Here is a 19614-nt window from a genome sequence, read left to right as displayed (position 1 = left end):
CCTGGTATGGCCGGACACCGGCCCCGGCGCGCCCGCATGTTAGCCGGGGCCTCTCCGCGGCAGAGGAGACGTATGCATATTGCGGGAGTACAGACCGTTTTGCCCGAACATCGTTACGGGCAAGCGGAGATCACCGAGGCGTTCTCCCGGCTGACCGACTGCGACGAGGAGCTGCTTCGCCGGTTCCACGCGGCCACCGGCGTCCAGGGCCGCAACCTCGCCCTGCCCCTCGCCGACTACGCCAAGCTCGACTCCTTCGCGCGCGCCAACGACGTCTACGTCGAGCGCGCGCTGGAGCTCGGTGAGCAGGCACTTGCCGGGGCGCTGCGCAAGGCGGACATCCCTCCTGAGAAGGTCGATCTTCTGCTGTTCTGTTCGACCACCGGGCTGTCCACGCCCTCGCTCGACGCCAAGATTGCCCAGCGGATCGGGCTGCGGCCCGACGTCAAACGGGTGCCGGTGTTCGGGCTCGGCTGCGCCGCCGGCGCGTCCGGGCTGTCCCGCCTGCACGACTACCTGCGCGGCTGGCCGGCACACGTCGCCGTGCTGGTCTGCGTGGAGCTGTGCTCCCTGACCATCCAGCGTGACGACACCTCCATCGCGAACCTGATCGCCAGCGGGCTATTCGGCGACGCCGCCGCCGCGGTCGTCGCCACCGGGCGCGGGCCCGGCCCCGAGGTGGTCGCCACCCGCAGCCGCCTGTATCCCGACACCGAGCACCTCATGGGCTGGAACGTCGGCGACCACGGCTTCCGCATCATGCTGGACGCCGACCTCACCTCCTTCGTCGAAGAGGTGCTCGCCGCCGACATCAAGGCGTTCCTCGCCGACTACGGGCTGACCACCGACCAGGTCGCCAACTGGATCTGCCACCCCGGCGGGCCCAAGGTCATCGAGAAGATCGTGGACACGCTCGGCCTGCCGCCGAAGGCGCTCGACGTGACCTGGCGATCCCTGCGCGAGAACGGCAACCTGTCGTCGGTCTCCGTGCTCCACGTCCTGCAGGAGACCCGGGGCCGGCCCGGCACGCCCGCCGTGCTGATGGCCCTCGGCCCCGGCTTCTCCGCCGAGCTGCTGCTGCTGCACTGGTGAGCGCTTATCTCGTCCTCGTCGGGCTGGTCGTCCTGGAACGGCTGGCCGAGCTCGTCGTGGCCCGGCGCAACCTCGCCTGGGCCCGCGCGCGGGGCGGCGTCGAGTACGGCAGGGGGCACTACCCGTTCATCGTGCTCCTCCACGTGGCGCTGCTGGCCGCCGCGCCCGCCGAGGTGTGGGCTTTGCACCGGCCCTTCCTGCCCGCGCTCGGCTGGCCGATGCTGGCCCTCGTCGTGCTGGCCCAGGGGCTGCGCTGGTGGTGCATCCGCACGCTCGGGCACCAGTGGAACACCCGCGTCGTGGTGGTGCCCGGCCTGCCGCTCGTGGATCGCGGGCCCTACCGGTGGTTCCGGCACCCCAATTACGTGGCCGTGGTCGCCGAGGGCATCGCGCTGCCGCTGGTGCACACCGCCTGGGTGACCGCCGTGGCGTTCACCGCCGTCAACGCCGCGCTGCTCGCCGTCCGCATACGCGTCGAGGAGCGGGCTCTGGCACTCTGAGGTGCCATGGACGAAGTGCTGACCATGATGCGCGAGGCGGCCGGACGTACCGCCGACCTCGTCGAGAGCGTGTCCGGCGACGAGCTCTCGCGACCCACGCCCTGCTCCGAGTACGACGTCAAAGGGCTGATCAACCACCTGGAATGGGCCATGACCCTGTTCGAGTCGGTGGGGGAGGGCGGCGGGTTCCCGCCGCAGAAGGAGTACACCGGCGACTTCCGCGCGCGGGCCGAGCGCATGCTGGCCGTCTGGGAGCGTCCCGAGACGTGGGAGGGCACGTGCGAGGCCATGGGCGGCCTGCCCAAGACGACGCTGGCCCGCATGGCGCTGACCGACCTCGTCGCCCACGGCTGGGACCTCGCCAAGGCGACCGGCCGCGACTTCCAGGCGTCGCAGGCGGCGGTGGAGCTGCTGGTGGAGTTCGTCGCGCAGCAGGCGCCTGTGGGGCGGAAGATGGGCGCGTTCGGGCCCGAGGTGAAGGTGCCGGACGACGCTCCCGCGTTCGACAGGTTCCTCGGCCTCATCGGGCGGGACCCGGCCTGGAAGCCGTGACGCCCTGAACGGGCCGTGGCCGCCTTGCGCGCGGGCCGCGATGCTGAGCGGCGCCGTGTCACGTCGCCGTCCCCTTCTCGCGGGCTCGCCGCCTCAGGGATCTCACCCGTCACAAAGCATCACGTGCTGATCGCGGTTTGTGCTCGCTTGTATCACCGGCCCGGCCGGGCTGTGCGGCATTCCGTCGTACGGCTCGGAGGTGTTGAGATGAAATTTCGGCCTTTAGCGGCGAGCATCGGCCTGGTAGCGCTCCTCGGCCTGGCGGCCTGTGGCGGTGGCGGCGCCACGAGCGGCGACACCAGGCCCGCGCCGGCCCGGCAACCGGGCGTACCGGAAAGCCGGATGACCGCCACGACCGCACCCGATGAGCAGAACGAGCGGGACGAGCAGGAGACCACGACGGCGCAGATCTCCACGTTCGCGCTGGACGTGGACACCGCCTCGTACGGCTACGCCCGCCGCGCGCTCGAGGAGGGCCGCTGGCCCGCTCCCGCCGAGATCCGGCCAGAGGAGTGGGTCAACGCCTTCAGGCAGGACTACGCGCAGCCCTCCGACGACGGCTTCACCGTGCACATGGACGGCGCCATGCTGCCCGGCCGCGACGAGGCCGTGATGCGGGTGGGCCTGCAGACCCGCGCCTCCGACCCGGCGGCCCGCCGGCCCGCGAACCTCACGTTCGTGGTGGACGTGTCCGGCTCGATGGCCGAGCCGGGCCGGCTCGACCTGGTGAAGGCGGCGCTGCTCAAGCTGCTCGACCAGCTCGCGCCCGGTGACCAGGTCTCCATCGTGTCCTTCAGCGACGACGCCGACGTGCTGGCCAGGATGACCCCGCTCACCGCGAGGGACGAGCTGCGCGCCGCCGTCGGCGAGCTGGCCATCGGCGGCGGCACCGACCTGGAGTCCGGCCTGGTCGCCGGCTACCAGGAGGCGGCCAAGGCGTACCGGCCGGCCGCCACCAACCGCGTCATCGTGCTCTCCGACGGCCTGGCCAACCAGGGCGACACGCAGTGGCGGTCGCTGCTCGACCGGGTCAAGGACTACGCGGGCAGGCAGATCACGCTGCTCACCGTCGGCGTCGGCCGCGAGTACGGCGACGAGCTGATGGAGCAGCTCGCCGACAATGGCGACGGCATGGCCGTGTACGTCAGCACCCAGGAGGAGGCCGACAAGCTCTTCACCACGCAGCTTCCCGCCACCATCGAGCTGCGCGCCCGCGACGCCAAGGCCCAGGTCGTCTTCAACCCCTCCGTGGTGGAGAGCCACCGCCTCATCGGCTATGACAACCGCACCATCGCGGCCGAGGAGTTCCGTGACGACGCCCGCGACGGCGGCGAGATCGGCCCCGGCCACTCCGTCACCGCCCTGTACGCGGTCAAGCTCAAGCCCGGCGCGCGCGGTCAGGTCGCCCAGGCCACCGTGCGCTGGCAGGACCCCGACACCAGGGAGGCGTCGGAGGCGAGCGAGACGCTGTCCTCCGGCGACCTGGCCGGCGACCTGTGGGGTGAGGCGTCACCGCGGCTGCAGGTGAACGTCGTGGTGGCGGCGTTCGCCCTGTACCTGCGCGACAGGAAGGCGTTCGGCATGGACCTGCCCGAGCTGGCGAAGCACGCCGGCCGGCTCGCGCCCGTGACCGAGGATCCGATGGTGTCCGAGCTGGCCACGCTCATCGAGAAGGCCAGGTCGATCGCATGATTCCGGTCCCGGGGTTCCGGCTCCTTGCCGGGGCCCCGGGAAAAGGCGTGCAGAGAGGGTCTCAAAGTCGGATACACTCGTACAGGCACGCGGGGCTATGGCGCAGTTGGTAGCGCGCCTCCATGGCATGGAGGAGGTCTGGGGTTCGAATCCCCATAGCTCCACAGCGCGTGACGAGGCCGCTCCCGGGGTTCGGGAGCGGCCTTTTTCACGCCTTCTCTTCGGCGGCCGCGGCCCGTACGTGGTCGGCGGCGCGGAACGTGCGGCGGTAGGCGAGCGGCGCGACGCCGACGGCCGCGTGCAGGCGCTGGCGCAGCGAGACCGCCGTGCCGAAGCCCGCCCGCCTGGCCACCTCCTCCACGCCCAGGTCGGTCGTCTCCAGCAGGTGCCTGGCGTGGCGGACCCGCTGGCCGGTCAGCCACTTCGCCGGGCTCTGCCCGGTCTCCTCGCGAAAGCGCCGGGTGAACGTACGGATGCTCATCTTGGCGTGCTCGGCCAGCGCGGCGAGGTCGAGCGGGGCGTCGAGGTTGGCGAGCATGTACTCACGGGTGGCCGCCGTGCCGCCGCCGGCCTCGTCGGGCAGCGGCCGGTCGATGTACTGCGCCTGGCCGCCCTCGCGCCACGGCGGCATCACGCACCGCCGGGCCGCGGCGTTGGCCACCTCGCTGCCGTGGTCGCGCCTGATCACGTGCAGGGCGAGGTCGAGCCCGGCGGCCACGCCGGCCGACGTCAGCACGTCGCCGTCGTCCACGAACAAGACGTCGGGGTTGAGCGCGACCCGCGGGAAGAGGCGAGCGAAGCGCGGCGCCTCGGCCCAGTGCGTGGTGGCCGGCCGGCCGTCCAGCAGCCCGGCCGCCGCCAGCACGAACGAGCCCGTGCAGATCGACATGACGCGGGGCCGCCCCCGCAGCGCGGCGCGGAGCGTGCCGGAGATCGTGCCATCCCGCAGCACCGCACCGCCGTGGACGCCGGGCACCACCACGGTGTCGGCGGTGTCGAGCACGTCGAGGTCGTGGTCGGGCAGCACGGTGTAGCCGGCCTCGCAGCGTACCGGCATGCGGCCCTCCGAGCAGGTCACCACCTCGTACAGGCGCTCGCCCGACGGCGTGCGCGCCGCATGGAAGACCTGGCCGGGCACCCCGAGGTCGAGCGGCGCGAAGTGGTCGAGCACCAGCACGGCGATGCGATGAACCATGGCCGGATTCTTGCACATATTGGCTTTCCGGCCACTCGTGGCGATGCGCGGTGATCCTCCAGGATGTCCGCATGACTGTGCGCACCACCCCCGCCACCCGCCGCAGGGTGCATCGGGCCTGGTACGTGGCGGCCGTCGCGTTCGTGGCCATCCTGGGCGCGGCCGGCTTCCGCGCCACCCCCGGGGTGCTGATCACCCCGTTGCAGGAGGAGTTCGGCTGGTCGGCGGGCACGATCTCGTCGGCGGTCTCGATCAACCTGGTGCTCTACGGGCTGACCGCGCCGTTCGCCGCAGCCCTCATGGACCGCTTCGGCATGCGCCGCGTGGTCGCCGCCGCGCTGCTGCTGATCGCCGCGGGCAGCGGGCTGACCGTGCTCATGACGGCGAGCTGGCAGCTCCTGCTGTTCTGGGGTGTGCTGGTGGGCCTGGGCACGGGGTCGATGGCGCTGGTGTTCGCCGCGACGGTGGTGGACCGCTGGTTCGTCCGCCACCGGGGGCTCGTCACGGGCGTGCTGACCGCCGCGGGGGCCACCGGGCAGCTCATCTTCCTGCCCCTGCTCGCGCACCTCGCCGAGGGGCCCGGGTGGCGCGTCGCCTCGCTGACCGTGGCAGGGGCGGCGCTGGCCGTGGTGCCGTTCGTGTGGTGGCTGCTGCGCGACCGTCCCGAGGAGGTCGGCACCACCGCGCTCGGGGCGGAGCCCGGCGCCGTGCGTCCCGCGCCGCCCACCGGGGTCAATGCGGCGGTCAGGGCCGTCACCGTGTTCGCGAGCGCGGCGCGTACCCGCCCGTTCTGGCTGCTCGTCGGCGGCTTCGCGATCTGCGGCGCCAGCACGAACGGCCTGGTCGGCACCCACTTCATCCCCGCCGCTCACGACCACGGCATGGCCGAGCCGGTCGCCGCGAGCCTGCTCGCCGTCATCGGGATCTTCGACATCGTCGGCACCGTCGCATCCGGCTGGCTCAGCGACAGGATCGACCCCAAGGTGCTGCTCGGCGTCTACTACGGACTGCGCGGCCTGTCGCTGATGGTGCTGCCCGGCCTGTTCGCGGCCACCACCGAGCCCAGCATGCTCATCTTCATCGTCTTCTACGGTCTCGACTGGGTGGCCACCGTGCCGCCGACCGTCGCCCTGTGCCGGAAGATCTACGGCACCGACGGCGCCGTGGTGTTCGGCTGGGTGTTCGGCTCGCACCAGGTGGGCGCCGCGATCGCCGCCGTCGGCGCCGGACTGACCCGCGACCACCTGGGCGCCTACGACCTCGCCTGGTACGCCGCGGGCGCCCTGTGCCTCCTCGCCGCCGGCATGTCACTGGCCATCGGGCATGCTAGAGGGCGATGAACGCCGAGCTTTATGTGTTGCCGCTGGTCGTGCGGATCGAGCGCGCCACGCCCCCCGAACGCACCGATGCCCTGGAGGCCGCCGCCAAGGCGGTGCTCGACCTGCTGGCCGACCCGGGGGAGTGGGCCGCCGAGGTGCACGCCTGGGAGGCGACCGGGAAGATCCGCAAGGTGGTGCGCAGGGCCAGGGGCGCCGAGTGGCGCCGCGCCGTCGCGCTGCCCGGCCGTACGATCGAGCACCGCACCGCCGAGGTGCGCGTGCACCCGCCCGTGCCGCTCGACGGCTGGCCCCGCGACCTGGCCAGGCTCCAGGTCAAGGGCACCGAGCTGACCGACACCGTCGCGCCGGGCCCCGCCGAGCCGCCCATCCTGTGGGAGAACCCGGCGCTGGAGATGTCCGCGGGCAAGGCCATGGCGCAGGCCGGGCACGCCGCCCAGCTCGCCTGGTGGGCCAGTGACGAGGGCGAGCGGGCGGCCTGGCGGGAGCAGGGGTTCCCGGTGACCGTGCGCAAGGCGGAGAGCCCGGCCGCGTTCGAGGCCATGGCGGCGGCCGGGCTGCCGGTGGTGCGGGACGCGGGGTTCACGGAGATCGAGCCGGGCTCGTGCACGTTCGTGGCCGACGCGCCGTGGCTGGCCGGACGGGTGGCCCGACCCTGAGGCTGATCGAGGAGGGTGGCCGCTTTCTGCCCCGACCAGACCGAAAAGGCGCCTTTCCGGAAACGCCAAGATTGCACTTCGGTAGCTTCATGGGCGCAATGCCGGGATATGTCGTACGCTCCCGTCGTGCCACATGGGGAAGATGAGGTCAAGGGTTCCCAAGTGAGACCGCCCGTGCGTCGCGGGATCCCGGCTTCTCCCCCCAAACGCTCCCGCATCGGTGACATTCGGATGCGGGTGGTGTACCGGGGGCTGGCCGTGGCCGGCGCCGTCGTGGTCGTCGCCGCGACGCTGGCCGTGGTGCTCCCGTCCGAGCCGGACGAGGTCGCGGCGGGGCCGGTTACCGCGCCGCCGGCCGCACCGTCCTCGTCCGGCTCCGCACCTGTGCCCCCGCCCACTGCGTCTCCGTCGGCCACTCCCGTCAAGGAGCGGGCGACGCCGCGTCCGGGCACCTCGCTCGCGCCCGGCTACACGGCCATGGAGGCCCTGTACGCCGACCCGCGCGTGCCCAGGCTGACCCGCTCCGTCAAGCGCATGCCCCTGCGCTCCCCGGGCAAGCGCTTCATCAAGGACCGCAGGGCCGGCCTGCTGGTGCCGAGGCTGCCCCGGCCGTGGAAGAGGTACGGGGCGGCGCCGTTCACCACCAAGCAGGTGCTGCCCAAGCAGCGCGGCACCGCGTTGCGCGGCGTCTTCGTCACCTGCCCCCTTCCGATCATGAAGCAGAAGTCCCCGCGCGACACGGCGCTGCTGGCCGCCCGCTGGACGCTCAACCACCACCCCAAGGGCTCGCGCATCACCTGGCTGGCCTCCCAGCCGGTCAAGCGCGGATGGATGCTCGCCTACCGCGTCACGTACGGCAAACACAGCTCCCGCGCCGCCGTCGTCGTGGTCGACGGGGGAATGAGCAAGCCGGGACTGGCGTTCGTGTCAGTGCCGGATTCGCAGCGCAAGCAGTGGCGCGACATCGGCCGCGTGGCCTCAGGGGTGCGTGTTCTAGGCTAGAAAGATCATGAAAGCGGCGATGTTGGGGAGTGACGCCGTGGAACGCTCTGGACCGCCGCAGGCGCCGAATAAGGGCAAGGGTAAACCGCCCTGGCGTTCGGAAGGCCTGCCCGGCACGCCCGGAGGCCGGCCCAAGATCAATTGGTGGCGCTTCATCGTCACCTTGCTCGTGGTGTACGCGGGTTTCTTCGTCGTGTCGTCGTTCGTCGACAGCGGCTCGGTGGAGACGATCTCGTACACCGAGTTCACCAAGCAGGTGAACGCCAAGAACGTCAAGGACATCTACGCCCAGGGCCTGTCGGTCGAGGGCGACCTGCGCACGCCGGCGAAGAACCCCGAAGGCGGCGCCACGTACACGCGCTTCGCCACCGAGATCCCTGCCTTCGCCAACACCGACCAGCTCGACGAGCAGCTCGCCAACGGCCAGGTGGAGATCACCTCCAAGCCGATCACCCGCGGCTTCTTCTCCAACCTGCTGCTGTCGCTGCTGCCCGTGCTGCTGTTGGCCGGCCTGTGGATCTGGATCATGCGGCGCGGCGCCAGCATGATGGGCGGCGGCCTGGGCGGGCTCGGCAAGTCGAAGGCGGCCAAGCCCGTCGACGCCAACCAGGTGCGGGTCACGTTCGAGGACGTCGCGGGCATCGACGAGGTCGAGAACGAGCTCGTCGAGATCGTCGACTACCTCAAGGACCCCGCCAAATACCGCAGGCTGGGCGCCAAGCTGCCCAAGGGCGTGCTGCTCGCCGGCCCTCCCGGCACCGGCAAGACGCTGCTGGCCAGGGCGGTCGCCGGTGAGGCCAAGGTGCCGTACTTCTCCGCCAGCGCATCCGAGTTCATCGAGATGATCGTCGGTGTGGGCGCCTCGCGGGTGCGCGACCTGTTCGAGGAAGCACGCAAGGTGGCGCCGTCGATCGTGTTCATCGACGAGATCGACGCCATCGGCCGCGCCAGGGGCGGCGCCGGCGGCATCGGCGGCCACGACGAGCGCGAGCAGACGCTCAACCAGATCCTCACCGAGATGGACGGCTTCTCCGGCGCCGAAGGCGTGATCGTCATCGGGGCCACCAACCGTCCCGAGATCCTCGACCCGGCGCTGCTGCGTCCCGGGCGCTTCGACCGTACGGTGCAGGTGGGCCTGCCCGACGCGGCCGGTCGCACCGCGATCCTCGCCGTTCACACGCGCGGCGTGCCGCTCGACGGCGAGGTCAGCCTCGAACAGATCGCCAAGACCACGCCCGGCATGACCGGCGCCGACCTGGCCAACCTGGTCAACGAGGCGGCGCTGCTCGCCGCCAAGCGCGGCCGCGAGAAGGTCACCATGTCCGACTTCGCCGACGCGCTGGAGAAGCTGCAGCTCGGCGCGGCCCGCAGCATCGTCATGCCGGAGGAGGAGCGCACCCGCACCGCCTACCACGAGGCCGGTCACGCGCTGCTCGGCATGCTCCAGCCCGGCGCCGACCCGGTCAGGAAGATCTCCATCATCCCCCGCGGCCGGGCGCTCGGCGTCACGCTCTCCACCCCCGACACCGACCGCTACGCCTACGACGAGCAGTACCTGCGCGGGCGCATCACCGGCGCGCTCGGCGGCATGGCGGCCGAGCAGGTGGTGTTCGGCGTCATCACCACCGGCGCCGAGAACGACCTCGAACAGGTCACCATGATCGCCCGTGGCATGGTGGGCCGGTGGGGCATGTCGGAGAAGGTCGGCCCGCTGACCATCCTGCCCAACGACGGCCAGCAGCCGCAGGCGTCGCCCGTCACGCTCGCCATGGTCGACGAGGAGGCGCGGCGGATCGTGGACGAGTGCTACGAGCGCGCCGTTCAGATCCTCACCGACAACCGCGACAAGCTCGAGGCCATCGTGGGGGCGCTGCTCGAGCACGAGACGCTGGACGAGACCGAGGCGTACGCGGCGGCCGGGCTGCCGAGGCCCGACGAGGACGGCAAGCCGGACGCCTCCGGCGGCGAGGGCGACAAGCCGGCCGCGTCCCCCGACGGGGACGGCAAGCCGGCCGCGTCCTCGGACGGTGACGGTATGTCTCCCGCGTCCCCCGACGGGGACGGCAAGCAGACCGCCTCCGCCGACGGGGACGGGAAGCCGGCGGCCGCCTCCGACGTGAACGGGAAGCCGGCCGCCTCTTCGCGCCCGACGGCCTCGCCGCAGCACTCGCCCGCGGAGGTGCGGCGCACGGCGGCGGAGGGGCGCTGACGTTTGCCGCAGGGCTCTGCTGACGGGTTGCCTCAGAGCTCTGCTGACGGTCGCCGCACGCTCTGCAGACGGTTCCCGCAGGGCTCTGAGCGACGGCGTGTCCTTTCCAAAATTTAGGACATTCCGGACGTTGCTTGGAGTCCTGCTCGGGAACGTTTCCCGAGACAAGTGTGATCGGGGGACCGTCGTGACACTTAATGACGAGCTTCTCGCCGGACTCGGAGCCCCAGGGCTGGAACAGATCGCGGGGATGCTCGGTACCGACCAGCTCACGGCCCGCAAAGTCACCGAAGCCGTGTCCGGAACGATCGTGGGCGGCCTGGCGTACAACGCCGCACACCCGGACGGCGCCGACGCCCTGCGCGGAGCGCTCGACGACCACATGGACGCCGACCCCTTCAACGGCGATGTCGCCTCTCTGACCCGCGACGGACACAGCATCCTCGGTCACATCTTCGGCGCCCAGGCCACCGAACGGGCCGCCGCCCGGCTCGCCCAGCTCGCCGGCGTCGGCTCCGCGCGCATCATGAAGCTGATGCCCCTGATCGCCCCCATGATCATGTCCCTGCTCGCCAACCGGGCCGTCGAACGCGGTATGGACTCCGCTGCCCTCGCCGACGACCTCGACCGCGAGCGGACGTCTCTCTCGGGCGGGCTCGGAGAGCTCATCGACGAACTGCTGGGCGACGTCCTCGACGGGAGCGGCATGCCGCGGCCGCCCGCGCCGTACCCGGCGTATCGGACGGAACGGGAAGTGACGCCGGGGAGCACGTACAACGCGGACTGGTGATCGTTCGCGTGCTGTTCGTTTTCCGGATTCTCCCTACAACCCCGACTGGAGCTTCCACCTCGACCCCGACACGATCTCCTTCTTCGACCTCACGACGGAGGTCTGCGACGCCGGCACCCAGTACGTGGAGGACCACCTGGACGAGGTCGGGGGCGCGTTCCTGCCGGGCAACGTGTGGTGCCCGTGGCGCTCCCACCTGGTGGAAGAGGTCAGCGGCTCCTGAGGGCGCTTCGTAGCGACTGACGGCGCGGCACTTTCGATGGCCGGGAGTGCCGCGTTCTTCATGTTTGTCTGGGCCGGTGTGCCGCGCGCTCGTTCCGGCTCGTGCGACGCGTTCGTTCTGACTGGCGTGCCGCGCTTGATTTGGCCGGCGTACCGCGCTCATCGCGTTGAGCCCACCAGCACCCGGCCGCTTCCATCGCCTCTATCGCCGGGCGCAGGGCTCGGTGCCCCGCGAAGCCGCCTCCAACGCGTCCATCGCCGGGCTCGGAGCGCGGCGTGCCTCGAAGCAGCGTCTATGAAGCAGCGTCCATCGGCCCGGCGTGGTGCGTCCCGAAGCCGCTCCATCGCAGGCTCCCGGTGCGGCGCGCTCCCGAACCACCGCCTCGCCGACCGCGCGAGGAAGCCGGGTTCCGGTGCGGCCCCTGCCCGCAGCCGCCGCCCGCGCCTCGTATTGGTGCCCGGAGCCGCCGCCCGCGCCTCGCGTTGTTGCCTGCAACCACGCGAGGCGCCATCACGCCGCAACTGGCACCTGCGGCCCGCCTCATCGCCCGCACCGTCTGGCCGCACGCACGCTCGCCTGCCCGCGCCACGCCGACGTTGATTCACCGATCTGTGCGGTCGCCTCGTCGTTCGGTGGCGTCGGCGACCGTCTGTCCTGGGCCGTGGGTGCTGGGGCGGTTCGCTGCGGGATGGACGACCCGCCCGGGTGGCTGCTTGACAACGAGGGCCGGGAGTGACATGGGGCCGTCCTGCGGCCGGTAGGCTGTTGTGGTGATCGTTCTGGCTTCAGCCTCCTCCGCACGCCTGGCTCTCTTGCGCAGTGCCGGGCTCGACCCGAAAGTGATCGTCAGCGGCATCGACGAGGATTCCTACTCCGCCTATTCTCCCGCCGCGCTCAGCCTGGTGCTGGCCAAGGCGAAGGCGGAGGCGGTGGCGAGCGGGCTCGACGAAGGACTGGTCATCGGCTGCGACTCGATCCTGGAGCTCGACGGCCGCCCGTACGGCAAGCCCGCGACCCGCGAGGAGGCCATGGAGCGGTGGCGCCTCCTGCGCGGCCGCACGGGCCGTCTCGTCACCGGTCACTGCGTCATCGACGTCGCCGCGGGCCGCCAGGCGGCCGAGGTCGGCACCACGGTGGTGCGCTTCGCGCAGCCGTCCGAGGAGGAGATCGCCGCGTACGTCGAAACCGACGAGCCGCTCAACCTGGCCGGGGCGTTCAGCATCGAGGGACGCGGTGGCTGGTTCGTGGACAGCATCGAAGGCGACCACGGCAACGTGCTCGGGATCTCCCTGCCGCTGCTGCGCGAGCTGTTCGCCGAACTCGGTTACTCGATCACGTCGTTCTGGCGCTAGCCTGCCGGGCATGCGAGCAGTGCGTGATTTCACCGGCGGGGTCGGCTTCTTCTTCGAAGGGCTCGGGTGGGTCGCCAGGCATGGCAGATGGTGGCTGTTCGGGCTGATTCCGGCGCTGATCGCGTTCGCGGTCTACGTGATCGCGTTAGTCCTCCTCGGGACGAACGCCTCCGACCTGGCCACGTTCCTGACGCCGTTCGCCGATACGTGGAGCTGGCGGGAGATCTTCCGCGGGGTGGTGGCCGTCGCGCTGGTCCTGGGCGGGCTGGCGGTGGCTGTGCTGACGTTCACGGCGGTGACCCTGACCATCGGCGACCCGTTCTACGAGCGGCTGTCGACCGAGGCGGATCCCTTGGAGTCGGAGGACGACCAGCCGTGGTGGCGTACGCTGCCGCGATCCATCCGCGACAGCCTGGTGACCCTCTTCTACATGCTGCTCTTCACGGTCCCGCTGTTCTTCCTGGGGTTCGTGCCCGTGGTCGGCCAGACCGTGGTGCCGGTGCTGGGTGCGCTCGTGTCCGGGTTCTTCATGACCGTCGAGCTCACCACCTTGGCGCTGGAACGTCGTGGCATGGCGCGCAAGGAGCGTTTCGCGTTGTTGCGGGCTAATAAGGCCAGTGCGCTGGGGTTCGGGGTGGCGGTCTTCGTGCTGTTCCTGGTGCCGTTCGTGGCGGTGATCGCCATGCCGGCGGCGGTGGCGGGGGCGGCTCTGCTCGTACGGAACCGGTTGGCGCCTGTCGCCTGACCTGCGTACGGGGGCCTTGTCCACCTGCGTACGGGGGCCTTGCCCACCTGCGTACTGGGGCCTTGCCCACCTGCGTACGGGAGTTCTGCCTATCTGCGCGCTGCGGGCGACGAGGCCGCAACCCGTGATCCACAGCAAAGAGTCTGAGACCACCTGATGGCGCGATGCCCGCGGTGCGGGCGATGAGGCCGTAAGCCGCTATCCACAGGGTCGCCTCGCGCCTCTTCCGTCGTCCACAGAACCGCATTCGGCCAATCCAGAGCCTTCGCCGCCCGGCACCCTATGGGGCCATGACGACGAACCGCTCGCCTCGCCCGGCCTCTCGTACCCCCATCACCTCCAGCTCACCATCGGCGTTCGTCCCGGCGCCACGCTCGCCCATCACCCGTGCCTCCACACCCACCACGGAAGTCACCGGCACGTGGGGCTTTACACCCTCAGCCCTGGAGAGCTCGGAGCTCAAGACCGCAGCAACCGCGAAGACCGTCCAAGACGGGCCTGCCGCGGAGACCTCAGAGCCCGACACCTTCAGTCCTGCTGCCCTGTACCCCAACAGGACCGACACCCGCAGAGCCGAGTCCGACAGGACCGACGCCGACGGGCTGGATGCCGACCGCCGTGACATCAACGGGACAAGCACCGACAGGGCGGACACCGACGGGCAGGAAACCGACCGCGGGGACGCCGTGATGACGGACACCACCGCCATGAAGACGGCCGGCACGGACGCGAGTGCCACGAGGACGGCCGGCTCGGGCGCGAGCGGCACGAGGACGGCCGGCTCGGGCACGAGTGCCACGAGGACGGCCGGCACGGGCGCGAGTGCCACGAGGACGGCCGGCTCGGGCGCGAGTGCCACGAGGACGGCCGGCACGGACACGAGCGCGAAGAAGGGAACGGAGGAGGGCAGCCCGGACGGTGACATCTCCGACCCCTTCAAGTTCTCGTCCGAGCCGTGCCTGACGCTCACCTGCCCCACCGACATCCTGGCCGCCGTCCCCTACCTGGTGGGCTTCCACCCCGCCACGAGCCTCGTCGTGGTCGGCCTGGCGAACGGGCGCGCCAAGATGGTGGCCAGGTGGGGCCTGCCCTTCCCGCCCGGCACCCTCAACGCGATGGCCCCGCTCATCGACCGCGAAGAGGTCACCGACCTCGTGATCGTCGGCTACGGCCCGGGTGACCTGGTGACACCGGCGGTCGACGAGGCCAGGAACCTCGCGATGGCGACCGGCGTGCACGTGGGGGAGGCCCTGCGGGCACATGAGGGCCGCTACTGGTCCTACATCTGCGACGTACCGACCTGCTGCCCGGCTGAAGGCACCCCTTACGACCTCTCGACGAGTCCGATCGCGGCCGAGGCGACCGTACACGGGCTGGTGGCCCTCCCCAACCGCGAAGCGCTCGAACGTACCGTCGCCCCTGTGACGGGCCCCGTGCGGACGGCCATGCGCAAGGCCACGTCCGAAGCGATCGCCGGCTTCAGAGCGGACCTCATGGCCGCCCGCGACCTCGACACCTTCGCCCGGGACTTCGTCGCCGACGGCTTGGCCAGGGTCCGCTCGGCCCTGGAGATTCATACGGGAGGAGGCCGGCTCAACGACGAGGAGGCGGCGAAGCTGGGCCTGGCCTTGGCGGTCATGAGAGTGCGAGACGAGGCATGGACCCTCATGCACGAGTCCCACGCCGCGCTCTGGAGGGACCTGACCCGCCGCCTGGAGCCGCGCTTCGTACCCCCGGCCGCGTCCCTGCTCGCCATGGCCGCCTGGCGCGCCGGCGACAGCGTCCAGGCCACGGTAGCCCTCGAACGCGCCCTGACCACGGACCCCGGCTACTCGATGGCCAACCTGCTCATGCACGCACTTCACAACCTGCTCTCCCCGTCCATCCTGCGCGACCGCCTCCCCACCCCTGCAGAACTGGACACCGCCATGGGCCCCGTCAGCCCCGCCTGGCTCCTCCCCCTGATCAACCTCCTGGACGAAGAAGGTCCAGACCCCACGGAGTAACGCACCTCGCCAGGGGCCGAAGGTACGCGCTCAAAGCCACCCACCTCAGCACCCGGCTCACCCCTCAACACACACCGCGAGGCACGGTCGCCTAGGAGCCCGCAACCCATCACCACGCAGCCACGCCGACGTCCGACTGTCACGGCACGAGGTCGCCGACGACAGCTCGCCTTCGGCCATGCACCTCCGCATGCGGGAAGAAGGGCCGGTGCTCGATTGTCACGGCACGAGGCCGCCGACGACAGCTCGCTTCCGGCCCCGTCCCCGCCCGCATGCGGAAGGAAGGTCTGCATGATCACCCGTTGGACCGCCTGAACAAGGAGGTCGAACGTCGCACCGCCGTGTTCGGCATCGTCCCCAACCCCCGAAACACTGCTGCGGCTGGGCCGGTATCCCCTCACCCGCCATCCTCAGAGCTACGTTCCTGTGTCTCAGAGGCTGATTGCGGTCCCCTCGGCTGGGGTGTGTCCCGGCGTCATCTTTGGCTGGAAGGCGTCCCGGCATCGCCATCGGCCGGGAAGCGTTCCGGTACCGCCGTCGGTTGGGTTGTGTGCCTGCCGCGCCATCCGCTGGGCTGCATCCCCATGCAGCCTTCATCAAGCGGTGGCTTTCGCTGCCTGTCGCTGGGCGGTATCCCCGTCTGCCTGTCGCTGGGCGGCACCCCGTCTCCCCGGCGGCTGGGTGGCACCCCGCTCCCTGGCCGCTGGGTGGCATCGTGGTGGGCGCGTTTGCTGGGCGGCCTCCTCGTGTCCGCGTTCGCTGGGTGACGCTGCCGGGCCGTCGTCCCACTACGGCATCGCCCGTACCGGGTTGTGCATTGCCGACGTTCTGTTCCTCAGGATGCGGTCGCTGGCGGGGGAGAGCAGCTGACGAACTTGGGAAACTCCGGCTGCGAAAGAACCCTGCGGCCGTAACCCCGGTGGGTCGCCGGCGAACTCGGGAAACGCTAGCTGATCAGAGCAGGTCACCAGGGGACTTTTGGGCATGACGACAGTCGGGGTAGCGCTCGGCGACGGAGAGGAGGCTAAAGGGAGCCTTCTTCTCTTTTGCGGCGCTCGTTGTAGGTGCGCATCCGCTGCGGGTACCCCGTCAACTGCACGTCGTACACCGGCAAGGCGAGATCGCGGGCGACCTTGTGGATCACGGCGGGGGAGCCGACCCTGCGCCTGGTCCACTCGCCGTCGTCGGCCACCGCCACGGCGGTGGTGTCGGTGGCGAAAGTCTCAGGTTCGACGTAGAACTCGACGCCTCGCCGCGAACGGGCAAAGGCGATGAGCGCCTCGATGTCGGCGTCAGTCGCCTCGCGGTCGAACTTCGCGATCTTGCGGCCGCGCAGTCGACGAATGCCGTAGCGGTCTCGCCATCTCATGAATCCTTTTTATACCGTCTCGGGCTCGAGCGCGTCGGGGACGATCTAGGGGACGCATCCGGGATTCTCCTGATGCACGAACCGCTCAGGCGACGCAGTATGTCAGTATCAGCTCGATACTCTGAGGGAGAGGCATGGCGAATATGGCTGGGGTGCCGAAAACCCCCGGGCCGGGGCGGATGCCGCCAGCTCATCTGCGCGTCACCAACCAGGACCGCGAACACGTGGTGGAGCACATCAAAGCCGCCTACGCGGACGGACGCTATGACAAGCTTGAGTTCGACGAGCGTTTGGAACGCGCGATGACCGCGCGCACGCACGGCGACCTCATGCCCATCATGAATGAGATCTACGGCCCGAACGCCGTGCCACAGCTCGCCCCCATGCCGCCCGCTCCGGTGGCGCAGGAGGGTCCGGCCGAGAGCCACGAGCGCCTCGGCGGCGCCCTCGCCCACCTGATCCCGCTCCTCGGGTTCCCGATCGTCGGCCCGCTGCTCCTGCTGGTAACGGGCGCGAAAACCTCGCCCTACATGCGCAAGCACGCCCTCGAAGCGCTCAATTTCCAGATCACCGTGGTCGGGGCCACGATATTGCTGCCGTTCACCGTCGTCGGGATCGTGCTCTTGCCGTTCATCCTGGTCTTTGGGGTGGTGCTTTCCGTGGTCGGCGGCGTCAAGGCCCTGCAGGGGGACGATTTCCGTTACCCGATGACGCTCCGCCTGGTGAAGTGACCGGGCCGGGGTCTCACCTTCAGTTTCCGGGGCGTTTCTGTACGTCGTCGCGTCGTCCCGCCGAGGTTCGTGCATCTCGGCGGGTGTACTGCTTTTTGGTGCGATATGGGGGTCGAGTGAGTCGCGTCCCTGATATATATCAGGGTGGATTTCGGTAAATGTCCTGCTCAGGCGGCTGCGGTTAGGGTCTTCTGTTTGTGGCGATGGGCGGGTGTTGGCCGGCGCAGCACGTGGTCGTCGTCCGCTCGGCAGAACTCGCGGGCTCGCGGGCTCACGAGATCACGGGCTAACGACGCTTGCGGCTTACGGCGGCCGTGGGCTTATGGCCGTTTGGGGCTCACGGGTGCGGGCTCATGGGTTCACAGGCTCATAGCGTTCGGCAGGCCACGGCGTTTGGCAGGGCTCACAGCGTCCAGCAGGGTCCCGGTGTTTGGCAGGGTCACGGTGTTTGGCAGGGCTCGCGGGTTCAGGGCGTTCGGCAGGGCTCACGAGCTGACGATCTCGCGGACTTACGGCGTTTTGAGAGCTCACGACGCTCGCGGGGTTACCTTGCGGGCCCACAGCGTTCGCCAAGGCTCGCGAGTCCGCGAATCTCCGGCGCTCGCGGGCTCGGGATGCGCTGTGCGTAACCCTGTACTCCTGTGCAGCTCGGCCGTACCCCGTGCAGGGCCCGCTTCGTGTGGTCGCAGGCGCGGTGGGGTGTCGCGGGCTTCCGTGCGGTCTTTGGTGCTCCGTGTCAGCGGCGAGCTTCCCTGTGGCTCTGCGGTTCTCCGTGACCCTTATTCGGTCGGCCGGAGCGTGTGAGCCCTCCCCGAGATGCGCACTTGCCGAACCTCGAAAGCCTCCTCATCCCGCGCGAGTCGTGCGCCTGTGGCTACCCCGAGGCTTCTTCAGTGCGCTACTCCAGCGCTCCTGTAGAGCGTCGGTTCGTGGGGCATGAGGTCGGTGGTGCGGTGGCAGGCGGGGTTGTTCTGCCTTGGCTTCGGGCCGTGGGTGGTCGGCCCCGCAATGCTGCGGGAGGCGTGTAAGCGTCCTGCGGTCAGCGGGCGAGGACCTCGTACTTGACCTGCATGACCCCGGCGCTGGTGTTGCCGATGGCGGCGAAGGCGGCCGTGGAGAGGTCGAGGCAGCGGCCTCCGACGTACGGGCCTCGGTCGTTGATGCGGACCGTCACCGACTCGCCGGTTCTGGGGTTGGTGACGCGGACCTTACTGCCCAGCGGGAGGGTTTTGTGGGCGGCCGTCATGGCGTTGGGGTTGAAGCGTTCGCCGCTGGCCGTCATCTGGGGCTCGCCGTAGTAGGAGGCGCCGCAGGTGCCTGAGGAGATGACGCGGAGCTTCGGCTTCTTGGGCTTCGACGCTGCCAGTCGGTTCGGGGTGCTCTGCTCGGTAGAGGTGGTACGGGTGCCGCTTGAGGGTCTCTGGTCGGCCGCAGAACGTCGGTGGGTGGATGAGGGGCGTTCGGTGGAGGTGGGTGCCGATGGCGAGGGAACCGCGGCTTTGGGGAGGGTGGCCGAGTTCTGGTGGTCGGGGGAGGTGGTGAGGTCTGGCTGGGTGGCCCTCGCCAGGTCCTGGGTGGGGGCGGGCGACGGGAATGCCTTCGTGGTCGGGGAAGGCGGGGTGAGGGCCGCTGCGGGCTTGGGGGAGTCGTCGTTGCCGATCATGGCCCAGGCGGTGGTCGAGGCGGCTGCCGCGATGGCCACGCCGGCTGTGATGGCGGCCCAGCGGCGCTGGCTCGGGGAGAGCTTGCGGGTCTGCGGGGACGGCTTGCGAGAGTGCTGGCCCAAGGTAAACCACGGTCCTGGATAGGGGATAGGGCAGGGAAAGGCCGGGCCGGCAGGGGTGGATGGCGTACGGCGGCCGATCCGACGGCGGGGCAGGGGCCCGCGCGGTCGGGGACGAAGATATGCGACAAACAGCAGGTAAAGGCAACTTAATGGGACATCCAGTGATGTTTCTCACCGTGGTTAAGTCCGTCCCAAAGGGTGGATCTTGATCCAGGCGGTGCGGGAGGTCGCCCGCCGACCGCAACCACGAACGCGAGCATCGTCGGCTTCTTCGCGCGGACGGTGGGCTGCACGTCGGCTGCGGTGGGGCTCGTTCGGGACGCTCGTCGGGGGCGGTGACGCAGAGTCGCGAGCGCAGCGCAGATCGTGGGTGA

General features: G+C 70.3%; 16 protein-coding genes and 1 tRNA gene. 14 read left to right on the top strand and 3 right to left on the bottom strand.

Features of this window, described 5'->3' with window-relative positions; all coding sequences use genetic code 11:
• The first annotated feature begins 36 nt into the window (after positions 1-36).
• From AB0K67_RS30130 to AB0K67_RS30110, 5 genes are all read left to right on the top strand, one after another.
• On the top strand, positions 37-1092 hold the full coding sequence (locus AB0K67_RS30130; protein WP_364067073.1) for a 3-oxoacyl-[acyl-carrier-protein] synthase III C-terminal domain-containing protein: 1056 nt from the start codon (positions 37-39) through the stop codon (positions 1090-1092).
• Positions 1089-1592, top strand: a complete 504-nt coding sequence (locus AB0K67_RS30125) for an isoprenylcysteine carboxylmethyltransferase family protein (protein WP_364067072.1) — start codon at positions 1089-1091, stop codon at positions 1590-1592. Before AB0K67_RS30130 ends, AB0K67_RS30125 begins: the two co-directional genes overlap by 4 nt.
• 6 nt (positions 1593-1598) lie before the next feature.
• On the top strand, positions 1599-2144 hold the full coding sequence (locus AB0K67_RS30120) for a TIGR03086 family metal-binding protein (RefSeq protein WP_364067071.1): 546 nt from the start codon (positions 1599-1601) through the stop codon (positions 2142-2144).
• A gap of 207 nt (positions 2145-2351) precedes the next feature.
• Entirely contained in the window at positions 2352-3836 is a 1485-nt protein-coding gene (locus AB0K67_RS30115; RefSeq protein ID WP_364067069.1) for a von Willebrand factor type A domain-containing protein, read from the top strand.
• A 91-nt stretch (positions 3837-3927) separates the two neighbouring features.
• Positions 3928-4000: transfer RNA gene (locus AB0K67_RS30110), tRNA-Ala, on the top strand.
• 44 nt (positions 4001-4044) lie between these two features.
• Here AB0K67_RS30110 and AB0K67_RS30105 read toward each other — a convergent pair.
• A complete protein-coding gene (locus tag AB0K67_RS30105; RefSeq protein WP_364067068.1) occupies positions 4045-5031 on the bottom strand; it encodes a helix-turn-helix domain-containing protein in 987 nt (328 codons plus the stop codon).
• A gap of 71 nt (positions 5032-5102) precedes the next feature.
• Between AB0K67_RS30105 and AB0K67_RS30100 the strand changes: the two genes are divergently transcribed.
• The 8 genes from AB0K67_RS30100 to AB0K67_RS30065 all read left to right on the top strand — a co-directional run bounded on the left by AB0K67_RS30100 (position 5103) and on the right by AB0K67_RS30065 (position 15354).
• Positions 5103-6371 (top strand): MFS transporter, encoded by a 1269-nt coding sequence (locus AB0K67_RS30100; protein WP_364067067.1) that lies wholly within the window; start codon positions 5103-5105, stop codon positions 6369-6371.
• Entirely contained in the window at positions 6368-7027 is a 660-nt protein-coding gene (locus AB0K67_RS30095) for a peptidyl-tRNA hydrolase (protein ID WP_364067066.1), read from the top strand. Before AB0K67_RS30100 ends, AB0K67_RS30095 begins: the two co-directional genes overlap by 4 nt.
• 231 nt (positions 7028-7258) lie before the next feature.
• A complete protein-coding gene (locus AB0K67_RS30090) occupies positions 7259-8029 on the top strand; it encodes a hypothetical protein (protein ID WP_364067064.1) in 771 nt (256 codons plus the stop codon).
• Between the two features lie 37 nt (positions 8030-8066).
• Positions 8067-10238 (top strand): ATP-dependent zinc metalloprotease FtsH, encoded by a 2172-nt coding sequence (gene ftsH, locus AB0K67_RS30085; RefSeq protein WP_364067063.1) that lies wholly within the window; start codon positions 8067-8069, stop codon positions 10236-10238.
• 130 nt (positions 10239-10368) lie between these two features.
• Entirely contained in the window at positions 10369-11028 is a 660-nt protein-coding gene (locus tag AB0K67_RS30080) for a DUF937 domain-containing protein (RefSeq protein ID WP_364067062.1), read from the top strand.
• 993 nt (positions 11029-12021) lie between these two features.
• Entirely contained in the window at positions 12022-12603 is a 582-nt protein-coding gene (locus AB0K67_RS30075) for a nucleoside triphosphate pyrophosphatase (RefSeq protein ID WP_364067061.1), read from the top strand.
• A gap of 10 nt (positions 12604-12613) precedes the next feature.
• Positions 12614-13348, top strand: coding sequence for an EI24 domain-containing protein (locus tag AB0K67_RS30070; RefSeq protein ID WP_364067059.1), 735 nt, complete (start codon positions 12614-12616; stop codon positions 13346-13348).
• Between the two features lie 689 nt (positions 13349-14037).
• The gene (locus tag AB0K67_RS30065; RefSeq protein ID WP_364067058.1) at positions 14038-15354 is read left to right on the top strand and encodes a DUF4192 family protein; all 1317 of its coding nucleotides are present in this window, start codon (positions 14038-14040) and stop codon (positions 15352-15354) included.
• 1024 nt (positions 15355-16378) lie between these two features.
• Here the strand turns inward: AB0K67_RS30065 and AB0K67_RS30060 are convergent.
• Positions 16379-16723: a hypothetical protein gene (locus AB0K67_RS30060; protein ID WP_364067057.1), complete on the bottom strand. Its 345-nt coding sequence runs from the start codon at positions 16721-16723 to the stop codon at positions 16379-16381.
• 134 nt (positions 16724-16857) lie between these two features.
• On the opposite strand from AB0K67_RS30060, the gene AB0K67_RS30055 reads away from it, so the two are divergent.
• A complete protein-coding gene (locus tag AB0K67_RS30055) occupies positions 16858-17454 on the top strand; it encodes a DUF1707 and DUF4870 domain-containing protein (RefSeq protein ID WP_364067056.1) in 597 nt (198 codons plus the stop codon).
• A gap of 1039 nt (positions 17455-18493) precedes the next feature.
• On the opposite strand, the gene AB0K67_RS30050 is transcribed toward AB0K67_RS30055, so the two are convergent.
• Complete coding sequence (locus AB0K67_RS30050) at positions 18494-19240, bottom strand: septal ring lytic transglycosylase RlpA family protein (RefSeq protein WP_364067054.1); 747 nt, start codon at positions 19238-19240, stop codon at positions 18494-18496.
• Between the last annotated feature and the right edge of the window lie 374 nt (positions 19241-19614).

The organism is Nonomuraea sp. NPDC052634 (assembly GCF_040678535.1).
GTDB lineage: Bacteria > Actinomycetota > Actinomycetes > Streptosporangiales > Streptosporangiaceae > Nonomuraea > Nonomuraea fastidiosa.
Note: the sequence above shows the minus strand (reverse complement) of the source record. Positions and strands in the feature narration are given on the sequence as shown.

Excerpts from the sequence above, each read along its gene's own strand:
- AB0K67_RS30100 (WP_364067067.1), top strand. The coding sequence starts at position 5,103 with ATGACTGTGCGCACCACCCCCGCCACCCGCCGCAGGGTGCATCGGGCC.
- AB0K67_RS30130 (WP_364067073.1), top strand. The coding sequence starts at position 37 with ATGTTAGCCGGGGCCTCTCCGCGGCAGAGGAGACGTATGCATATTGCG.
- AB0K67_RS30055 (WP_364067056.1), top strand. The coding sequence starts at position 16,858 with ATGGCGAATATGGCTGGGGTGCCGAAAACCCCCGGGCCGGGGCGGATG.
- AB0K67_RS30115 (WP_364067069.1), top strand. The coding sequence starts at position 2,352 with ATGAAATTTCGGCCTTTAGCGGCGAGCATCGGCCTGGTAGCGCTCCTC.
- AB0K67_RS30065 (WP_364067058.1), top strand. The coding sequence starts at position 14,038 with ATGACGGACACCACCGCCATGAAGACGGCCGGCACGGACGCGAGTGCC.
- AB0K67_RS30095 (WP_364067066.1), top strand. The coding sequence starts at position 6,368 with ATGAACGCCGAGCTTTATGTGTTGCCGCTGGTCGTGCGGATCGAGCGC.
- AB0K67_RS30090 (WP_364067064.1), top strand. The coding sequence starts at position 7,259 with ATGCGGGTGGTGTACCGGGGGCTGGCCGTGGCCGGCGCCGTCGTGGTC.
- AB0K67_RS30060 (WP_364067057.1), bottom strand. The coding sequence starts at position 16,723 with ATGAGATGGCGAGACCGCTACGGCATTCGTCGACTGCGCGGCCGCAAG.
- AB0K67_RS30070 (WP_364067059.1), top strand. The coding sequence starts at position 12,614 with ATGCGAGCAGTGCGTGATTTCACCGGCGGGGTCGGCTTCTTCTTCGAA.
- AB0K67_RS30105 (WP_364067068.1), bottom strand. The coding sequence starts at position 5,031 with ATGGTTCATCGCATCGCCGTGCTGGTGCTCGACCACTTCGCGCCGCTC.
- AB0K67_RS30120 (WP_364067071.1), top strand. The coding sequence starts at position 1,599 with ATGGACGAAGTGCTGACCATGATGCGCGAGGCGGCCGGACGTACCGCC.